This is a genomic window from Kitasatospora sp. NPDC051702, assembly GCF_040681575.1.
GTDB lineage: Bacteria > Actinomycetota > Actinomycetes > Streptomycetales > Streptomycetaceae > Kitasatospora.
This window is the reverse complement of sequence record NZ_JBFAZB010000011.1, coordinates 1-18,697: the sequence shown is the minus strand read 5'-3', so window position 1 is coordinate 18,697 and position 18,697 is coordinate 1. Positions and strand designations below refer to the sequence as shown.

Annotated in this window: 15 protein-coding genes and 2 pseudogenes; 6 read left to right on the top strand and 11 right to left on the bottom strand. The window is 74.4% G+C overall.

Going from position 1 to position 18,697, the window contains the following annotated elements; all coding sequences use genetic code 11:
• Nucleotides 1–73: 73 nt before the first annotated feature.
• Nucleotides 74–1,510 (top strand): aminopeptidase P family protein, encoded by a 1,437-nt coding sequence (locus tag AB0N04_RS12330; protein ID WP_360219471.1) that lies wholly within the window; start codon nt 74–76, stop codon nt 1,508–1,510.
• A gap of 77 nt (nt 1,511–1,587) precedes the next feature.
• On the opposite strand, the gene AB0N04_RS12325 is transcribed toward AB0N04_RS12330, so the two are convergent.
• The 8 genes from AB0N04_RS12325 to AB0N04_RS12290 all read right to left on the bottom strand — a co-directional run bounded on the left by AB0N04_RS12325 (nt 1,588) and on the right by AB0N04_RS12290 (nt 9,117).
• Nucleotides 1,588–2,025, bottom strand: coding sequence for a GNAT family N-acetyltransferase (locus AB0N04_RS12325; protein ID WP_360219474.1), 438 nt, complete (start codon nt 2,023–2,025; stop codon nt 1,588–1,590).
• Nucleotides 2,026–2,162: 137 nt separating this feature from the next.
• The gene (locus AB0N04_RS12320) at nt 2,163–2,447 is read right to left on the bottom strand and encodes a hypothetical protein (protein WP_360219477.1); all 285 of its coding nucleotides are present in this window, start codon (nt 2,445–2,447) and stop codon (nt 2,163–2,165) included.
• 217 nt (nt 2,448–2,664) lie between these two features.
• On the bottom strand, nt 2,665–3,336 hold the full coding sequence (locus AB0N04_RS12315; RefSeq protein WP_360219480.1) for a 50S ribosomal protein L11 methyltransferase: 672 nt from the start codon (nt 3,334–3,336) through the stop codon (nt 2,665–2,667).
• Between the two features lie 30 nt (nt 3,337–3,366).
• Nucleotides 3,367–4,635, bottom strand: a complete 1,269-nt coding sequence (locus tag AB0N04_RS12310) for a sugar ABC transporter permease (protein ID WP_360219513.1) — start codon at nt 4,633–4,635, stop codon at nt 3,367–3,369.
• 71 nt (nt 4,636–4,706) lie between these two features.
• Nucleotides 4,707–5,495: an ATP-binding cassette domain-containing protein gene (locus AB0N04_RS12305; protein ID WP_360219483.1), complete on the bottom strand. Its 789-nt coding sequence runs from the start codon at nt 5,493–5,495 to the stop codon at nt 4,707–4,709.
• A 58-nt stretch (nt 5,496–5,553) separates the two neighbouring features.
• Nucleotides 5,554–6,681: a substrate-binding domain-containing protein gene (locus tag AB0N04_RS12300; RefSeq protein WP_360219486.1), complete on the bottom strand. Its 1,128-nt coding sequence runs from the start codon at nt 6,679–6,681 to the stop codon at nt 5,554–5,556.
• Nucleotides 6,682–7,004: 323 nt separating this feature from the next.
• Entirely contained in the window at nt 7,005–8,345 is a 1,341-nt protein-coding gene (locus AB0N04_RS12295) for a HAMP domain-containing sensor histidine kinase (protein WP_360219489.1), read from the bottom strand.
• A gap of 94 nt (nt 8,346–8,439) precedes the next feature.
• Nucleotides 8,440–9,117: a response regulator transcription factor gene (locus AB0N04_RS12290; protein ID WP_360219492.1), complete on the bottom strand. Its 678-nt coding sequence runs from the start codon at nt 9,115–9,117 to the stop codon at nt 8,440–8,442.
• A 182-nt stretch (nt 9,118–9,299) separates the two neighbouring features.
• Here AB0N04_RS12290 and AB0N04_RS12285 point away from each other — a divergent pair, with 182 nt between their 5' ends.
• A complete protein-coding gene (locus AB0N04_RS12285; RefSeq protein ID WP_360219495.1) occupies nt 9,300–9,989 on the top strand; it encodes a hypothetical protein in 690 nt (229 codons plus the stop codon).
• Nucleotides 9,990–10,379: 390 nt separating this feature from the next.
• Here the strand turns inward: AB0N04_RS12285 and paaK are convergent, their stop codons facing one another.
• Nucleotides 10,380–11,714, bottom strand: a complete 1,335-nt coding sequence (paaK, locus tag AB0N04_RS12280; RefSeq protein ID WP_360219498.1) for a phenylacetate--CoA ligase PaaK — start codon at nt 11,712–11,714, stop codon at nt 10,380–10,382.
• Nucleotides 11,715–11,985: 271 nt separating this feature from the next.
• On the opposite strand from paaK, the gene AB0N04_RS12275 reads away from it, so the two are divergent.
• A complete protein-coding gene (locus AB0N04_RS12275; protein ID WP_360219501.1) occupies nt 11,986–13,551 on the top strand; it encodes a hypothetical protein in 1,566 nt (521 codons plus the stop codon).
• A gap of 410 nt (nt 13,552–13,961) precedes the next feature.
• Complete coding sequence (locus tag AB0N04_RS12270; RefSeq protein ID WP_360219504.1) at nt 13,962–15,140, top strand: ROK family protein; 1,179 nt, start codon at nt 13,962–13,964, stop codon at nt 15,138–15,140.
• Between the two features lie 244 nt (nt 15,141–15,384).
• On the opposite strand, the gene AB0N04_RS12265 is transcribed toward AB0N04_RS12270, so the two are convergent.
• Complete coding sequence (locus AB0N04_RS12265; RefSeq protein WP_360219507.1) at nt 15,385–16,158, bottom strand: GntR family transcriptional regulator; 774 nt, start codon at nt 16,156–16,158, stop codon at nt 15,385–15,387.
• Nucleotides 16,159–16,434: 276 nt separating this feature from the next.
• Here AB0N04_RS12265 and AB0N04_RS12260 point away from each other — a divergent pair, with 276 nt between their 5' ends.
• A complete protein-coding gene (locus tag AB0N04_RS12260) occupies nt 16,435–17,238 on the top strand; it encodes an exodeoxyribonuclease III (RefSeq protein WP_360219510.1) in 804 nt (267 codons plus the stop codon).
• Nucleotides 17,239–17,422: 184 nt separating this feature from the next.
• A pseudogene (locus AB0N04_RS12255) lies at nt 17,423–18,443 on the top strand (ISL3 family transposase); the annotation flags it as partial.
• A gap of 8 nt (nt 18,444–18,451) precedes the next feature.
• Here AB0N04_RS12255 and AB0N04_RS12250 read toward each other — a convergent pair.
• A pseudogene (locus AB0N04_RS12250) lies at nt 18,452–18,697 on the bottom strand (acetyl-coenzyme A synthetase); the annotation flags it as partial.

The following is an 18,697-nucleotide window of genomic DNA, read 5'->3' as shown; positions in this document are numbered from 1 at the left end:
ACGGGACGCATGCCGACGGACGGGTCAGCGTAGCGAGACACCCCACGTCCACCACCCTCACCAGGAGACCGCAGTGACCGAGTCCGCCGACACCATCACGTACCGGAAGAACGGCCTGACCCGCGGGGTGACCGAGGAGCTCGCCGAGAGCATGAAGCACGGCTGGGCCGACACCGAGCGGTCGGACCTCGCGCCGCTTCCGCAGGCCGGGCACACCGCCCGCCGCCGCGCCGAGCTGTCCGCCGCCTTCCCCGGCGAGCTCCTGGTGGTCCCGGCCGGCAACCCCAAGGTGCGGGCCAACGACACCGACTACCCGTTCCGCCCGACCTCCGACTACGCCTACCTCACCGGCGACCGCTCCGAGGACGCGGTGCTGGTCCTGGAGCCCACCGGCGACACCGGCCACCGCGCCGCCGTCTACCTGCGCAACCGCTCCGACCGGGAGAACGGCGAGTTCTGGCTCGACACCCACGGCGAGCTGTGGGACGGCCGCCGCAACAGCCTGACCGAGAACGAGCGCCTGCTCGGCCTGCCCTGCCGGGACGTCCGCGGCGTCCGGGCGGACCTGCAGGCCGCCACCGCGCCGGTGCGGGTGCTGCGCGGCCACGACGCGGGCGTCGACGAGACCCTGCGCGAGCGGGCCACCGCCGAGCGGGACGAGGAGTTCCGGGTCTTCCTGTCCGGCCAGCGCCTGGTCAAGGACGCGTTCGAGATCGCCGAGCTGCGCTTCGCCTGCGAGGCCACCGCCCGCGGCTTCGAGGACGTCGTGCGGGTGCTCGGCGCCGACACCGAGACGGCGGAGCGGCTGATCGAGGGCACCTTCTTCGTCCGCGCCCGGGTCGAGGGCAACGACGTCGGCTACGGCACGATCGCGGCGGCCGGCGCGCACGCCACCACCATGCACTGGGTCCGCAACGACGGCCGCGCGAAGCCGGGCGAGCTGCTGCTGCTCGACGCGGGCGTGGAGACGCACCACCTCTACACCGCCGACATCACCCGCACGCTGCCCGTCGACGGCCGGTTCAGCGACCTCCAGCGCAAGGTCTACGACGCCGTGTACGCGGCGCAGGAGGCGGGCATCGCCGCGGTGCGGCCCGGCGCCGACTTCCGCGACTTCCACCGCGCCGCGCAGCGCGAGCTCGCCGAACACCTCACCTCCTGGGGCCTGTTCGGCGACCTCACCGCCGACAAGGTCTACGAGCTGGGCCTGCACCGCCGGTTCACGCTGGCCGGCACCGGCCACATGCTCGGCATCGACGTCCACGACTGCGCCCACTCCCGCACCGAGATCCACGTCGACGGCCCGCTGCGCCCGGGCATGGTGCTCACCGTGGAGCCGGGGATCTACTTCCAGCAGGACGACCTGACGGTGCCGGCCGAGTACCGCGGCATCGGCGTCCGGATCGAGGACGACATCCTGGTCACCGAGGACGGCAACGAGAACCTCTCCGCAGCCCTCCCCCGCCGCTCCGACGAGGTCGAGGCCTGGCTGGCCGCCCTGCGCGGCTGACGGAGGCGCCGCCCGCCCCCGGCCCGGTCGACGGGCGGGGGCGGGCGGCGGCCGGGGCGGACCGGGCCGGGGGCGGATCAGGCCGGCAGTGGCTTGACCCAGCGGCTCCACTGCGGCTCCGGCCGGTACCCGGCGGCCTGCCAGGTGCGGTGGCCCGGGGCGTTGTCGTCGAGCACCATGGCGTCGGCACGGCGGCCGCCCAGCGCGGCGAAGCGCCGCTCCGCGGCGGCCAGCAGGGCGGCGCCGATGCCGCGCCGGCGGTGGTCGGGGTCGACGGCGAGCCGGTAGAGGTGGCAGCGCCAGCCGTCCCACCCGGCGATGACGGTGCCGAGGAGGGTCGCCGGGTCGCCGGCCGGGGTGGCGACGATCAGGCACTCGGGGTCACGGGCGAGCAGCGCGGCCACGCCCGCCGGGTCGTCCGTGATGCTGGCGCCCTTGGCCGCCCTGGCCCAGAGGGCCAACAGGGCGGGGATCTCGTCGGGGGTGGCGGTGCGCAGGGCGATCTGTTCGGTCATGCGGGCCTGTCTAGCAGCAGGCCCCGGGCCGCCACCGGGAATTCCGCTCCGCGGACGGCCCTCGGCGGGGACGACGGCGCCGCCCGCCCCGGCCCGGTCGACGGGCGGGGCGGGCGGCGGCGCGAACGCGACGACCGTCAGAAGTGGCGGCCGGACTCCCGCTCGGACTTCTCGATCTGGTCGATCCGGCGCTGCAGCTGGTCGGCCTGGGCACGGGCCTTGCGGGCGGCGTCCCGCTCGCCCTCGTGGTCCAGGCGGTTGGCCTTCTGGCGGAGGTCCTGGACCTGCTGGCGCATCTTGTTGAGGTCAACGGTGACGGAGGCGGCCGCCGCGGGCTGGGCGGCGGCGACCTGGGCGACCGTCGCCAGGGCACCCCCGGCCAGGGCTGCGGTCAGGACGAGGGCCGAGATGCGTCGACGCATGGTGACTCCTTACGGTGGTGCGGTTTCACTGGCCGGGAACCATCTGATTACCGGCCGGTAACCATGGTGGCATGACCGTGCGTCACCGATGGCACCACCGGTGCCCGGGCACCACACCCGCACCACACCCGCACCGAAACCCCATCGCTCCGAAACCCCTCGCGCCGAAAGCCCGTCGCTCCGAAAGCCCGTCGCTCCGGCACCGGGTGAGCACCCGTCAGCCGAGCCGCCACACCGTGGTGGTCTTGACGGCGGTGTCCTCCAGGTCGGCGACCACCGGCACCCGGTAGTCGGCGAGCGCGGTGAACCGGTCCCGGGGCAGGTAGGCCCGCCCGGGGTCGCCGACGACGACGGTCGCGCCGCGGGCGGCGGCCCGCTCCAGGAAGGGCAGGAAGCGGGCGGCCATCTCCCGCTCGTAGAAGACGTCCCCCGCGAGGACCACGTCGGCCGGGGCGCCGTCGCCGTCGACCAGGTCCACCAGGGCGGCCTCCACCCGCACGCCGTTGGCCCGCGCGTTCAGACCGATCGCGGCCACCGCGTAGGCGTCGATCTCGGCGGCGTACACCGACCGCGCCCCGCACAGGGCGGCGGCGACCCCGACCACCCCGGACCCGGCCGCCACGTCGAGCACCGTCCGCCCGGCGACGAGCTCGGGGTGGTCCAGCAGGTGGCGGCTGACGGCCACCCCGCCGGCCCAGGCGAAGGCCCAGAACGGCGGCGGCAGCCCCACCTCGCCACGGGCCCGCTCGGTGGTCTCCCACAGGGCGATGGCGTCCTCGGCCATGTGCAGCCGGACCTCGGGGACGAACGGGACGGGCTTCAGCTCGGTCGCGCTCCGCACGAAGGCGAGGTCGGTCTCCGGCTGAAGAGTGCGCAGCTCACTCGGCATGTCGGCAGCATAGGGCCCGCGCCGGGGTGCTCACGCCCGGCCGGCCGCCTTCTGGGTGCGCCGGGCCAGCGAGTCGACCACGACGGCGGCCAGCAGCACCAGACCGGTGATCATGAACTGGATGGCGTTGCTCAGGCCCTGGATGTTCATGCCGGACTGGATCGAGCCGATCACCAGGGCACCGAGCAGCGCCGACCAGGTCTTGCCGCGGCCGCCGAACAGGCTGGTGCCGCCGATGACGGCCGCCGCGATGGCGTTCATCAGCAGGTTCCCGCCGCCGGAGGTCTGGCTGGCGGACTGGATCTGCGCGGCGAGGAAGAGGCCGCCGACCGCCGCCATGGTGGAGCAGATGGTGAAGACGCTGATCCGGATCCAGGACACGTTGATGCCGGCCCGGCGGGCGCCCTCGATGTTGCCGCCGAGCGCGAACACCTGGCGGCCGTAGGCGGTGCGGCGCAGCACGAAGTCCAGCACCACGATGAAGACCAGGAAGATCAGCAGGGCCAGCGGCAGCCCCTTGTACTGGTTGAGCGTGTAGGCGGCCAGGAACGCGATGATCGCCAACAGGACGGTGCGCAGCACGACGTCGGCCACCGGCCGGTACGGCACCCCGGCGGCGCGGCGCCGCCGGGCGTCCAGCAGCGAGGCGAGGACGAACAGCGCGACGCCCACCACCGCCGCCCCGTAGGCGGCGGCCTGCTGCCCGTAGATGGTGCTGTAGAGCCGGGAGACGATGTCGGTGCCGGGGAGGTTGACGGTGCCGGTCGCACCGAGCACCTGGAGCATCAGGCCGTTCCAGCCCAGGTTGCCGGCGAGGGTGACGACGAACGCCGGGACGCCGACCTTGGCGAAGAAGACGCCCTGGATGAGGCCGACGACGGCACCGCCCGCGAGGGCGACCAGCAGCGCCACCCACTGGTTGACGCCGTGGGTGACCAGCAGGACGGCGTAGATCGCCGCGCACAGGCCGCTGACCGAGCCGACCGAGAGGTCGATCTCGCCAAGCAGCAGCACGAAGACCACGCCGATCGCGATCATGCCGGTCCCGACGATCTGCTGGGACAGGTTGGAGAGGTTCTGCGCGGACAGGAAGCTGCTGTTCAGGCTGCCGAACACGGCCCAGATCACGATCAGGGCCAGCACCACCGGCAGCGAGCCGAGTTCGCCGCTGCTGAGGCGGCGGCGGAACTCGCCGACGTAGCCCTTGACGCCCTCCTGGCGGACGATCAGCCGCGGGTCGACGGCCGGGGTCGCCTCGGGGGCGACCGGGACGGGCGCGTTGACGCCGCCCTTGGGCATGCTGTCCTCGGGCAGCGGGACGTGCTGGCGCTCGGGCTCGCCGCCGGGGGCGCCCCCGGGGAAGTTCTCGGTCACTGGGAGCCCTCCGTGCCGCGGGCCTGCCGGCGGGTCACGGCGTTGTCCGTGGCGCCGGTGATGGCCGAGATGATCTGTTCCTGGTTGGTGTAGCGCTTGTCGAAGACGCCGTTGTTGCGGCCGAGGCGCAGCACCGCGACGGTGTCCGCGACGGCCATCACGTCCGCCATGTTGTGGCTGATCAGGATCACCCCGAGGCCCTGCTCGCGCAGCCGCTCGACCAGGTCGAGCACCTGGGCGGTCTGCTCGACGCCGAGGGCGGCGGTGGGTTCGTCCAGCATGACGACCTTGGGCGAGCCGATCAGCGCGCGGGCGATCGCGACCACCTGGCGCTGGCCGCCGGAGAGCGAGGCGACGGGGATGCGCACGCTCGGGATGCGGATGGAGAGGGTGTCCAGCAGCGTCCGGGAGCGCTTCTCCATCGCGACCTCGTCGAGGATGCTGAAGCGCCGGATCTCGCGGCCGAGGAAGAGGTTCCCGACCACGTCGAGGTTGTCGCAGAGCGCGAGGTCCTGGTAGACCGTCGCGATGCCCAGGTGCTGGGCGTCCTGCGGCCGGTGGATGGACACCCGGCGGCCCTGCCACTCGATCGACCCGTCGTCCGGCTGGTGCACGCCGGCGATCGACTTCACCAGGGTGGACTTGCCGGCGCCGTTGTCGCCGACCAGGGCCAGCACCTCTCCGGCGTGCACCTCCAGTTCGATGTCGGTGAGCGCCTGGACGGCGCCGAACCGTTTGGAGACCCCGCGCAGGGCCAGTACGGTCTCACCTGCCACAGTGACCAACTCCCTTGCCCCGCCTCCGGTGTGGAGGCGGGGCCTGCTCGTTACGGGACGCCGCGGACTACTGGAGGCCGGCCGCGGTGCAGGCGGCGGCGTACTCCGGGGTGCAGATCTGGGCGACGGTGTACAGGCCGTCCTGGACCACGGTGGTCTTGACGTTGTCCTTGTTGACCACGATCGGCGTGATGAGGTTGGACGGCACCTTGTTGCCGCTGCCGCTGGTCGACGAGGTGGGCACCACGGTGGAGGGCAGCGACTGGCCCTGGGCCAGCGTGACGGCCATCTGCGCGGCGGCGTCGGTCTCCGGCTTGAACGGCTTGTAGATCGTCATGGTCTGGGTGCCGACCAGGATCCGCTGGATGGCGTCGAGCTGGGCGTCCTGCCCGGTGAGCGGGGTGTTGATCCCGGCGGCCTTCTGCGCGGTGGCGATACCGGCGGCCATGCCGTCGTTGGCGGAGTAGATGCCGACCACGTTGTTCGGGCCGATCGCGGTGATGCCGGCGGCGGCCTCCTGGTTGGCCGTGTTCGGGTCCCACTGCGGGGTGTCGTACTCCTTGCCGATCTTCAGCTTGCCGTCGATGGCGCTGTGCGCGCCGGCCTTGAAGTCGGCCGCGTTGGGGTCGGTGGGCGAGCCGTTGATCATGATGATCTGGCCGCTGTTCGCCTTGTCCCCGACCGCCGCCACCAGGGCCTGGCCCTGGAGTTGGCCGACCTTGTGGTTGTCGAAGGACACGTAGGCGTCCGCCGGGCCCTGGGCGAGGCGGTCGTAGGCGACCACCTTCACGCCCGCGTCGTGGGCCTTCTGGACGGAGGACTGGATCGACTTGGAGTCCACCGCGTCCAGGATCAGCACCTGGTCGCCCTTGGTCAGGGCGGTGTCCACCTGGGTCTGCTGGAGCGTCGCGTCCTGGTTGGCGTTGTAGTAGTCGATCTGCGCGTCCGGGGCCAGTTCCTTGATCTTCTGCTCGATCAGCGGCCGGTCGAACTGCTCGTAGCGGGTGGTCTTGCTCTCCGGCAGCAGCAGGCCGATCCGCACGGCTCCCCTGCCGCTCACACTCGCGCCGCCCGAGCTGCCCGAGGAGCCGCCACTGCTGGTGGTGGACTGCTTGGCACTGCCGCAGGACGCCGCGCCCAGGCCGAGGGAAACCACTGCGGTCACCGCGAGGACGCGGCGAAGCCCGATGCTCATGAGGAAGCCTCTCCGGTTGAGTTCGCCCCCGCTCCTCCGAGTCTGGGAACCTCCGGCCGTCACCACGATCCCGGCTGGGCCGAACGGGTCACCGGGAGCGTCCGGGCTCGGCCGTCGGAGGGAGCCGCGCACCCGTCGGCGCCCGCCGAGGGCCGTCGACGGCCGTCGACGATGCCGGGCGGGGCCGGGCGGGGCCGGCGGCGCGTCCGGTGTCCGACCGTCAGCATTCGCTCCGCGCTCACCGCGCTGCGGTCACCGTCCCGCGATCGCCGTCCCGCGATCGCCGTCCCGCGGTCACCGGTCCCCCGGTCACCGTCCCGCGGTCACCGGTGCGGGGCCGCCATCGGGAGCTCCGCCCTCAGCCGGGTGCCGGACGGCGCCGGTACGACGGCCAGGGTGCCGCCGTGGTGGCGGGCGATGTCCCGGGCGATCGAGAGGCCGAGTCCGCTGCCGCCCTCGTCCCGGCTACGGGCGTCGTCCAGCCTGGTGAAACGTTCGAAGACCCGCTCGTGGTCGGCCGGCGGGATGCCCGGGCCGTCGTCCTCCACGTCCAGGACGGCCACGCCCCGGCCGGGGTCGGCGGCCAGCCGCACGTGGACGGCGCCGGCCGCGTGCCGGTCGGCGTTGTCGAGCAGGTTGGTGAGCAGCCGCCCGAGCCAGAGCGGGACACCGTCGACGGCCACCCCCGGGGCGAGGTCGGTGGTGCGCCGGTGCGCCCCGGCCGGGCGGCCGAGCACGGTCGCGGCGACCAGCCCGGTGAGGTCGGTCCGCTGCCGGGGCCGCTCCTCGGCCCCGCCGCCCGCGTCGAGCCGGGCGAGCAGCAGCAGGTCGGTGGCGAGGCCCTGCAGCCGGTCGGTGTCCTGGAGCGCGCCGTGCACCAGCTCGGCCCGCACCGCCGGGTCGGGGTGGGTGTCGGCGACCTCCAGCTGCGTGCGCAGCACCGCCAGCGGGCTCCGCAGTTCGTGCGAGGCGTCGGCGATGAACCGGCGCTGGCGCCGTCCGGTGTCCTCCAGCCGGTCGAGCATGGCGTTCATGGTGGCGGCGAGCCGGGCGATCTCGTCGGCGGTGCCGGGTTCGGGCACCCGGCGGTGCAGGTCCTGCCCGGTGATCGCGTCGACCTCGGCCCGGATCGCCTCCACCGGCCGCAGCGCGTGCCCGGTCACCCGCCAGGTCACGACGACCCCGGTGAGCAGCAGCAGCGGGCAGCCGACGGCGAGCGCGGCCCGGGTGGTGTCGAGGGCCTCGTCGGCCGCCCGCAGCGAGGTGCCCGCGTAGACGGTGACCGGCCCGTCCGGGGTGTCGGTGGTGACGGCGGTGAGCCGCTGGCGGTGGTGGTCGTGCAGCGGATCGACGTCGTGGGTGGTGTGCGAGCCGGCCCGGCGGGCGGCGGTGAGGGCCGGCCGGCCGCTCAGGTCCGGGCTGGCGGCGAGCACGGTGCCGTGCGCGTCGACGGCCTGCAGGAAGTCGGTGCCGTGTCCGGCGTGCAGCACGGGCGTGAGCCGCCCCTGGGCGGCGAGTTGGGCGACGGTCTCGGCCTGCTGGCGGGTAGCCGAGGCGGCGGAGGCGACCAGGTCCGCGCGCACGGTGGCGAGCAGTCCGGCGCCGGCCAGGGCGAGGGCCGCGGCGAGCACCGTCCCGGCGGCGGCGGTGGCCCGGGCTCGCACCGACCGGGGGACGAACCGGTGCAGCCGGCGCGGGAGCCGCGGGAGCCGCGGGGCACGGAGGGCGCTCCGGAGCCGGGGGACGCGCGGGTGCACCTCAGCCGCCGTCCGGGGCGAGCCGGTAGCCGGCGCCGCGCATGGTCTGCAGCGCGGTCCGGCCGAACGGGGCGTCGATCTTGCGGCGCAGCGCGTGGACGTGGACCTCGACGACGCTCGGGTCGGCGTCGTGGTCGGCGTCCCAGACCTGGTCGAGGATCTCCCGCTTGGAGACCACCGTCCCGGCGCGCGCCGCCAGGCACTCCAGGATCGCGAACTCCCGGGCGGTCAGGTGGACGGGCGTGCCGGCCCGGGTGCAGGTGAGGGCGTTGGCGTCCAGGACGAGGTCGCCGAGGGTGTGCAGGCGCGGGCGCCGCAGGTCGACCCGGCGATGCAGGGCGCGCAGGCGGGCGAGCAGCACGACGAAGGAGAACGGCTTGGAGAGGTAGTCGTCGGCGCCGGTGTCCAGCGCCTCCGCCTCGTCCCACTCGCCGTCCTTGGCGGTGAGCATCAGGATCCCGGCCCGGCAGCCGTCGGCGCGCAGCCTGGCGCAGACCCGGTAGCCGTCCAGGCCGGGCAGCATGATGTCGAGGACGATCACGTCGTAGGGGTGGCGGCCGGCGAGGACGAGGCCGTCGGGCCCGTTGGCGGCGGTGTCGACGGTGTGGCCGTCCGCCTCCAGGCCCCGGCGCAGCGCCGTGGCCATCCGGTGTTCGTCCTCGACGACGAGTATGTGCATCCGCTCAGGGTGCCAGGTGGCCCCGCGCGCCCCGCCGCCGGGCGGGTCCCACCGGGGGGGGCGGGTCCCAACGGGGGGGCGGGCCGGTCTTAAGCGGGGGTTCAGGAAGGGTCCGCCATGATCGCCGGGCGCGACCCGGGGGTTCCGGGCGCGATGAACAGCCCAGGCAAGGAGAACGCCCGATGAGCGACGCCACGTCCTCCACCACCCCGCTGCCCGAGGGCCCGGAGTGGCAGCCCGAACCGGCGCCGAAGCGCTCCCGGGCGGCCCGGCTGCGCGGCTGGGCGAGCGGTCAGGAGAAGCGGATAGCCGCCGGGGTCGCCGCGGTCGCGCTGGTCGGCGCGGGCGCGGTGGTGGTCTCCGTCGCGCACGAGGGGATGGCGCGCGGGCACCACGGCGCGCTCGACCGGGCCGGGGACGGTCCGGTCGGGAAGGGCCCCTGGTCGCACGGCGGCCAGGACGGGAACGGCCGGGGCGAGAACGGCCGGGGCGAGAACGGCCGGGGCGACGAGGGCGGCTCGCACGACCACGGCGACCTGGGCGGCCGCGGCGGCGACGAGCACCGGGCCGGTGCCGGCCGGCACCACGGCGGCGGGCAGGGCGAGGGGCGCGGCGACCGGCCGGGCGCCGACGCCGGCCGCCCGGCCCCGGCACCGCTGCCGTCGCTGGGCGCCTCCGCCGCGCTGGACAAGGCGCAGGCCGCCGTGCCCGGCGGGCGGGCCGAGTCGCTGAACCGGGTCACCGCGCAGGGCGGCTCGGCGGCCTGGGCCGTCGTGGTCGTGGGCCCGGACGGCGTGCGCCACCGGGTGACGGTGGACGGCACCAGCGGCGAGCTGACCGGGAACACCGTCGTCGACGGCTCCGGGCGCTGAGGCGACCCGGCACGCCGGACGCCCCGGCCGGGGAGGGAACGGTCGGGGTGCCCGGGGAGAGTGAGCCGGGACCGGCTCCGGGACGGGACCGGCTGCGGGACGGCCCGACTCCGGGACGGACGGGACCGGTGAGCCCCCGGCCGGCGCGCGGTGGCGGCGGACGCTCGGCGGACGAACGGCGCGCGGTGGCTGGACGGCACCCGGACCAGCCGTCTACATTTCTGTAGACGTCGGAGGCGTACGGCATCACCCCCCGGACAGCCGTGCGCCTCCGACCTCCTCGCGCACCCCGCGCACCCCGCGCACCGTGCGCCGCGCCCACCGCCGACACCACGCCGCACCGCACCGCACCGCCGCGAGCGGCGCGAACGGCGCCCCGGCCCCGCACCGTCAGCCGCGCTCGTCGACCACCCGCTTGATCTTCCCCACCGACCGCTCCAGCGTGTACGGGTCCACCACCTCCACCTCGACGGTGACGCCCACCCCGTCCTTCACCGCCCGGGCGATCTCCTCCCGCGCGGCCGCCCGTCGTTCGGCCGGCGCGTCCGGACGCGCCTCGACCCGGACGGTCATCGCGTCCAGCCGCCCCTGCCGGGAGAGCCGCAGCTGGAAGTGCGGCGCGACGCCCGGGGTGCGCAGCAGGATCTCCTCGACCTGGGTCGGGAAGAGGTTCACGCCGCGCAGGATGATCATGTCGTCGCTGCGCCCGGTCACCTTCTCCATCCGCCGGAAGGCCGGCCGCGCGGTGCCGGGCAGCAGCCGGCTGAGGTCGCGGGTGCGGTAGCGGACGACGGGCAGCGCCTCCTTGGTGAGCGACGTGAAGACCAGCTCGCCGCCCTCGCCCCCGGGCAGCACCCGGTCGGTGAACGGGTCGACGACCTCCGGGTAGAAGTGGTCCTCCCAGATGTGCAGCCCGTCCTTGGTCTCCACGCACTCCTGCGCGATGCCCGGACCGACCACCTCGGAGAGGCCGTAGATGTCGACGGCGTGCAGGTCGAGCCGGTCCTCGATCTCCCGGCGCATCTCCTCGGTCCACGGCTCGGCCCCGAAGATGCCGATGCGCAGCGAGGTGTCGCGCGGGTCGGCGCCCTGCCGCTCGAACTCGTCGAGGAGCGTCAGCAGGTAGGAGGGGGTGACCATGATGATCTCGGGGCGGAAGTCCTGGATGATCTGCACCTGCCGGGCCGTCATGCCGCCGGAGGCCGGGATGACGGTGCAGCCGGCCCGCTCGGCGCCGTAGTGCGCGCCCAGGCCGCCGGTGAACAGCCCGTAGCCGTAGGCGATGTGGACCTTGTGACCGGGCCTGCCGCCGGCGGCGCGGATCGAGCGGGCGACGACGTCGGCCCACATCGACAGGTCGGCCTCGGTGTAGCCCACGACGGTCGGGCGCCCGGTCGTGCCGCTGGAGGCGTGGATCCGGCGGACCCGCTCCATCGGGACGGCGAACATCCCGAACGGGTAGCCCTCGCGCAGGTCGGCCTTGGTGGTGAAGGGGAAGCGGGCGAGGTCGGCCAGGGTGCGGCAGTCCTCGGGGCGGACGCCGGCCGCGTCGAACTTCCGGCGGTACAGTTCGACCTCCCCGTACGCGTGGCGCAGGGTGGCCCGGAGCCGCTCGAGCTGGAGGGCGCGCAGTTCGTCGAGGCCCAGCCGTTCGCCGTCGTCCAGCAGGGCGGGCGGGATCGGCTCCCCGAGCCGTCGGTGCGGGTCGGGCGGGGTGCCGGTCATCGTCGCTCCTCCACGGGTCGGCCGATCCGGGTGCCTACCGATCGTTCGGTCAGGCTCCCACGGCCAAGTAACCCAGCGCCCGGAGCGCCTGTCAAGGAGTCGATCACCCTTCCGGAATGCGGAGTTCCATCCGCTTCGGGCGGAGATCGTCCGACCACTTTGGCTGGCCGATATGAAAATCATTACGGAATCTTGACCCGTGCACGGCAGCGCCCGACCCGGCCGCATGGTTCAGTAGTGCGGCTTCCCCCCACACCCCGGAGTGATCACCGTGCCCCCGACCCCTGCCCTGGTCAGCGCGCTGCGCGAACTCGGCGACCGGCCCGCCGTCGTCGCCGGCGGGCGCGCGATCAGCGGCATCGGCCTGCTGCTCGGAGTCTCCCCGCCCGGCGGCCTGCCCCGGGCCCTCGCCGAGCGGGTCGCCGCCCACGCCGCGCTGGCCCCCTCCGCCGCCCGCACCGCCGAACAACGGCTGCGGCACTGGGCCGGCGTCCTCGGGGCCCCACCCATCCGGCACACCGTCCTCCACCCCGCCACCGACCTCGCCGTCGAACTCGCCCTGGCCACCCTCCTCGCCGGCGGCACCGTCTACTGCGGCGACCTCGACCAGGAGCCCCACCAGCAGCTCACCGCCCTCGCCGACAGCGCCACCACCCACCTCAGCCTGCCCTCCACCCTGCTCTGGCGCCTCAGCCGCGACCCCGGCCTCCCCGGCCACGACCTCGGCGCGCTGCGGCTCGTCCTGCACGTCGGCCCCGAACCCCGGCAGGACGACGTGTACGCCGCCGTCGACGCGCTCGGCGCCGTCCTCGCCCACGTCCGCGCCCCGCACAGCCCCGCCGAGGCCGCCGACCGGCGCCTGCGCGGCGCCGTCGCCACCGCCTCGGCCGCCGCCTGGAAGCACACCATCGGCATCACCCCCGAACAGGTCCGGGCCTTCGGCGCCCAGCTCGACCACGCCGTGCTCACCGCCCTGCTGCTGACCCTCCAGCAGAGCGACGTCCTCACCGACCCCGCGCGGGGACACACCGAGGACGAGATCCTCGCCGCCACCGGCACCACCCCCGCCGAACGTCCCCGGGTCACCCGCTGGCTCGACGCCCTCCACCGGCACGGCCTGATAGCCCGCCACGGCGACGCCCTGCACGGCCGCTCCGCCCCCACCCCGGCCGAGGCCCGGGAGTCCTGGCGGCCCGCCGTCGAGACCTGGACCGACGGCCTCGGCCCGGTCACCGCCCTGGACCGGGTCCGGCGCGGCGCCCTGCGGCTCCCCCGCCTGATCACCGGGCAGGACGAACCCCGGGCCGCCGCCACCCCGGTCCGCTGGGCCGCCTCACGCGGCTACCTCGGCGCCGCCCTCGGCGCACTCGTCCGCGGCCTCGCCGAGGCCCACGACGGGCCGGCCCCGCTGCGCGTGCTCGAACTCGGCCCGGACGGAGCCGACTCCGCCGTCGCCCGGGCCCTCGCCGCCCGCCCCCGGCGCACCGCCGACCACCACCAGCAGCCCGACGGCGACCGCTACGACGTCCTCGTGGCCACCGTCGGCGACACCGGCGACCCGGCCGGGGCCGGTGGCCTCGCGGGCCCCGCCGGCCCCGGCCTCGCCGAACTGACCGACCTGCTGGTGCCCGGCGGCCTGCTGCTGCTCCTCGCCCCGACCGACGAACAACTGGACCTGCTGATCACCGGCCGGGCCAGGGTCGACCCCGCCCGCCCCGCGGAGCACTGGCGGGCCGCGCTCACCGCCGCCGGCTGCCCGACCGTCCTGGTGCTGCCCGAGGACGGCCACCCGATGGGCCTGCTCGGGCAGCGGCTGTTCGCCGCCGTGACCCCCTGACCCGGCAGCACCACCGCCGACCGATCCCGGCGGCACCGCGGCTCCCGCAGCTCCCGGTGGCACCGCGGCTCCGCCCGTACCCGGCGCCGGGGCGCCGCCCCGCCCGTACCCGCCTCCGGGCCGCTCCGGGGGCCCCGGTACGGGCCGTCCGTGGTCGAGCGGTGAAGCCCGGGTCACGCACCGCCACCCGATGCGTACCATTTCGATACCGAAGCCTGGATGAGCTGCGGGGATTCTCGCCCGCCGGGCCCGCCCCCGGGTAGGCTCCCGCATGTCCTCCGGCCCTGGCGCGGGCGGCCCCCTGCCGGCGCGCCGTGACCGGACGGCACACCCCCGCGGGCCATTCGGTGGGCACCGCGCACTCGACACCGCGCGCCAGGGCAGTCGCGCGAACGGCGAAGGGCATCGCATTGGCGGATCGGCTCACCGGAGGAGACTCCTCACTGCTGCGGCGGATCAACGCGGCGGTCACGCTTCGGGCGCTGCGGACCGGCCACTCCGTGACCCTCACCCAGCTCGTCGGCGAGACCGGACTCTCCCGCCCCACCGTCGAGGGCGTCATCGAGGGCCTGGTGGAGACCGGCCTGGTGGCCGAGGTCGAGCAGCCCAAGGACGACGGGCAGAGCGGCGCCGGCCGCCGCGGCCGCCCGGCCCGCTGGTTCCGGTTCCGCGCCGAGGCCGGGCACATCCTCGGCATCGAGATCGGGGTGCACGACATCCGGGTCGTCCTCGCCGACCTCACCGGCGAGGTGGTGGGAAGTCACTTCAAGCCGGTGGACGAGACCCTGGAGGCCGAGGACCGGCTCGCCGCCGTCCGCACCGCCGTCGCCGAGGTGCTGCGCAAGGCCGGCATCTCCCGCGACAACCTGTGGGCCGTCGGCGTCGGCACCCCCGGCATCGTCGACCGCGAGGGCACCGTCCAGCTCGGCACCGCCATGCCCGGCTGGACCGGACTCGACCTCGGCGCCCGGCTGCGCCGCTCCTTCCGCTGCCCCGTCCTGATCGAGAACGACGCCAACCTCGCCGCCATCGCCGAACACTGGCAGGGCGCCGCCGTCGGCGCCGGCGACGTCGTCTTCGTCATGGCCGGCCTCAGCCCCGGCGCCGGCTCCCTGATCGACGGTCGGCTGCACCGCGGCTTCGGCGGCGCGGCCGGCGAGATCGGCGCCCTCCACCTGCTCGGCCAGGAGGTCACCCCGGAGCGCCTGCTCTCCACCACCGGGAAGCCGCTCAACCCGCTCGACGAGGCCGCCGTGGCCCGCGTCCTGCGGCTCGCCCGGGAGGGCGACGAGGTGGCCAAGGTCGCCATGGACCGCTTCCTCACCCGGCTGGTGCAGGGCGTCGCCGCGCTCGTCCTGGCCATCGACCCCCGGCTGGTGGTGATCGGCGGCTGGGCCGCCGGCCTGGACGGCGTCCTGGAACCGCTGCGCGAACGCCTGGCCCAGTTCACCCTGCGCGCCCCCGAGGTCGCGCTCGCCGCGCTCGGCTCCGAGGTCGTGGCCATGGGCGCGCTGCGCGTCGCCCTCGACCAGGTCGAGGACCAGCTCTTCGCCGTCGACCCGCCGACCACCGGCAACGGGCGCGCCTGACGCGTGCCGGGCCGGGCTTCGGGCACGGGAGGCGGGCCCGGGCAGCCTTCGGGCACCGGAGGCGGGCCCGGGCTTCGGGCCCGGGCAGCCTTCGGGCACCGGAGGCGGGCCCGGGCTTCGGGCCCGGGCAGCCTTCGGGCACGGGAGGGCGGGCCCGGGCTTCGGGCACCGGCTTCCGACACGGGCGAGGCCCGGACACCGCGCGGGTGTCCGGGCCTCGCCCTGAGGGTTTTCGGAGGGTGGATCAGGAGGCGGTGCGCACCTCGGAGCCGGCGGCGACCGGGGTGACCTCCACCAGACCGGTCTCACCGAAGGTCAGCTTGCAGGTGTCGGCCCGGTAGGTGGAGACGGCCAGTGCCACCAGACGGCCGGCCGCGGCGTACTGGGTGGTCATCACCAGCACCGGCGAGCCCGGCGGGCGCTCCAGCAGGACGGCCTCGCTGGCCTCGGCGACGCCCAGCTCGACCGAGCGGGACTCGCCGTCCACCTCCAGGCGCTCCAGCTGGCGCAGCACCGAGCGGGCGCGGTCGCTCTCGGCCCGGAAGCCGGGCAGGTGCGGCAGCGCGGCGGCCGGGACGTGCAGCGACTCGCTGGCCACCGCCCGGCCCTCCACCAGGCGGACCCGGCGGACGGTGTGCACGGTGGCGCCCTCGGGGATGCCCAGGTTCTTGGCCAGCTGCGCGGAGGCGGGGGCGGTGGTGCAGTCGACCGTCCGCCAGGCGTGGCTGCGGGCGGCGCCGGGCCAGCCCTCCTCCTGCCGGTTGACCGGGACGCCGACGCGCGGGGCGGCGACCAGGGTGCCGATGCCCCGGCGGCGGACCAGACGGCCCTCCAGCTCCAGCTGGTCGAGGGCCTGCCGCAGGGTCGCGCGGGCGACGCCGAAGCGGGCGGACAGCTCGCGCTCGTTGGGCAGGACCTGGCCGGTGGAGAACTCCGAGTCGATGGCCCGCAGCAGCACCGTGCGCAGGTGCCAGTACTTCGGTTCCGGCACCGCCGAAAGCTGTCCTGTCGTCCCCACCGTGTCCTCCACCTGGTTCTGTCCGCCCTGCACCGAGGAGGGCGGATGCCGGGCCCGCTGTCCGCTGTTGCGGCAGGTGGGAGAGCGGGCTTTTATCCGTCCTTCTTTATTAAAGGTCTTTGCAGTAAGCGACCCTAGGGGCTTCGTCCGGAGATGGTCAAGACCAATGGCAGGCCTTGGTGTGACTGTCGCACATATTTATGCCGCGTTCACGTCATACCGCGACCTCGCGCGTCACGCTTCGGCCGCGGCCCGGACGCTCGGTAGGCTGCCCGGGTGATCGTGGTGACGAGTGTGAACGTGAACGGAATCCGGGCGGCGGCCAAGAAGGGCTTCATCGAGTGGCTGGCCGCCACCGAGGCGGACGTCATCTGCCTGCAGGAGGTGCGCTCCGAGCCCGGGCAACTGCCCGTCGAACTGCGCGACCTGGACGGCTGGCACGCGGCCTGGGCCCCCTCCGCCGCCAAGGGCCGGGCCGGCGTCGCCGTCCTGTCCCGGCAGGAGCCTCTGCGGAGCGTCATCGGATTCGCGTCCGAGGAATTCGACAATTCGGGCAGGTACGTGGAAATCGACCTCCCGGGCCTGACCGTCGCCAGCCTCTACCTCCCCTCCGGAGAAGTCGGCACCGAGCGCCAGGACGAGAAGGAACGCTTCATGGCGGAATTCCTCGACCACCTCACCTCCCTCCGCACCCGCGCCGCCGCCGAGGGCCGCGAGGTCGTGGTCTGCGGCGACTGGAACATCGCCCACCGCCCCGAGGACCTCAAGAACTGGAAGGCCAACCAGAAGGCCGCCGGCTTCCTCCCCGAGGAGCGCGCCTGGCTCTCCCGCGTCTACGACGAGGCCGGCTACGTCGACGTCGTCCGCGCCCTCCACCCCGACCGCACCGGCCCCTACACCTGGTGGTCCTACCGCGGCCGCGCCTTCGACAACGACTCCGGCTGGCGCATCGACCTAATTGTTTCCACAAAAGCCCTGGCCGACAAAGCCGTCGAGGCCTACGTCGAACGCGCCGCTTCCCACACCGAACGATGGAGCGACCACGCGCCCGTGACCGCGGTATTCGACCACCAGTTCTGACAGCTCTCCATGGGCAGGGCTCCTCAGGAGCGGGGAGCTCCGCCCAGACATCTCGACCGTCACGGCCTTTGCGAGGGGGGCCTCTGGGCGCGCGGACGAGACCAACCCACTGCAGGAGTGTCAAATCAACGGCTCTGCCCCGTAATCGGCGGTAACAGAGGGTGACTGTTTTCGTTGGCACGGCATGCGTGATGTCAACGAGCTTGTGAGTGCGGTCTTTTCAGGGCTGTCCGCCCTCGTCGTCGAGGGTGCGGTGGATGAGGGCGAGGTCATCCGGGTGTCCGCACGGACCCGGGACGAAACCGGTGCCGTGCCCGACGTGCGGGCAGCTGACGGGACAGGTGCATGCCTTCCACGGGCGAGTGCTGGCGGATGTGCCGGTGGACGGGCGACGGGTCGTGGCATCGGTGCGGGTCCGGCGGATGGTCTGCCCGGTCCGGGGCTGCCCGCGGCAGACGATCCGCGAACAGGTCCCCGGTCTGATCGAACGCTACCAGCGGCGCACGCGCCGCCTCGCCGACCACCTCGGCAAGATCGTCGAGGAGTTAGCGGGCCGGGCGGGCTCCCGCCTCTCCGGCGCACTGGCCTGCGCAGTCTCCCGCTCGACCGCCATGCGCATGCTCATGCGCCAGTCGGCGCCGCGGCTGCGCGTCCCGCGCGTGCTCGGCGTCGACGACTTCGCCCTGCGCCAGCGTCAGCGTTATGCCACCACGCTCATCGACGCCGAGACCGGCGAGCGGATCGACGTCCTGCCCGACCGCACCACCCAGACCCTGGTCACGTGGCTACGCGAGCACCCGGGGGCCGAGTATGTCTGCCGCGACAGCTCCGGCTCCCCTGGCGAGGCGATCCGCCAGGCGCTCCCCGAAGCGGTGCAGGTCAACGACAGGTGGCACCTGTGGCCCAACCCGTGCGGCAAGGCCCTGGCCGAGGTCCGTTCCCACGCCGCCTGCTGGGCCACCGCCGTGAACCCCGCCCGGCCCGGAGACGTACGCGAGCAGACCACCCGCGAACGGTGGCGCCCGGTCCACAGGCTGCTCGGCCAGGGCGTCGGGCTACTCGGGTGCGCCCGCCGTCTCGACGTCGCCCTGAACACCGTCAAGCGGGACTCCCGCATGAAGGAGCCCACCGCAGAGCGCCGCACGCCCCGCTACGAACCCACGCTGGTCGATCCCTATCGCGATCACCTGCGCCGATGCAGGGCCGAGGGTACTCAGTCCTTGCCGGTTCCGCCGGACAGCTGGGCCCGGATCGACGTCATCACGGTGGCATCGGTCAGGGTGGTGGTGTCGCCGACTTCGCGGCCTTCGGCGATGTCGCGCAGGAGGCGGCGCATGATCTTGCCGGAGCGGGTCTTGGGGAGTTCGCCGACGACCTTGATCTGCTTGGGCTTGGCGATCGGGCCCAGGGTGCGGCCGACGTGGGCGCGCAGTTCCTCGACGAGTTCGGGGGTGTCGGT